At 57.8% G+C, this 559-nt stretch carries 1 protein-coding gene; it reads left to right on the forward strand.

Features of this window, described 5'->3' with window-relative positions:
• Positions 1 to 559, forward strand: a 559-nt coding sequence (locus HYQ67_RS24525) for a hypothetical protein (RefSeq protein ID WP_202308673.1), incomplete at both ends; no start/stop codon positions are given.

Consider the following 559-nt stretch of genomic DNA (forward strand, 5'->3'; position numbering starts at 1 on the left):
CCGTCAACGGGACGGCAGTCGATATTATTGGTGCCGATTCGGTGGTCAATAATACCGGCGTCATCACCGCCACAAACGGCAAGGCAGGTTATCGCCTGTCCAACGGTGCATCGCTGGATTTGACCGGTGACGGCACGACGAATGCGGACGGTACGGCGCACGGTATCCTGCTGGATACGGGCGCTGCGGGTCTGACAGTGAAAGATGCGACCATCAATATGGCCGCGACGGGGACCGGCAACGGCATTGAAAACGGGGCTGAAATCGACGGCATCCAGCTGACCAATACCACTATTAATGTAGGTAAAGGTGCGGGCGTGCGAACGTCTGCCTCACTGGCACAGACCAACAGCGGCACCATTAACGTCAACGGCGCGGGTACCGGTCTGCTGTTCCAGAACGCTGACGGTTCAGCGAGTGACAAAGCCTACGATATGTCCAAATCCCAGGGGCTGGTGATTAACGTCAACAGCGCGGCGGGTAAAGGCATGACCACTAACACCTCCGGAGCCATCAAATCCGGCGTCAGCGTCAATATCAACGATGCGGCAGGTGGCTC

Source organism: Dryocola clanedunensis subsp. sulfonylureivorans (assembly GCF_016756775.1).
GTDB lineage: Bacteria > Pseudomonadota > Gammaproteobacteria > Enterobacterales > Enterobacteriaceae > Dryocola > Dryocola clanedunensis.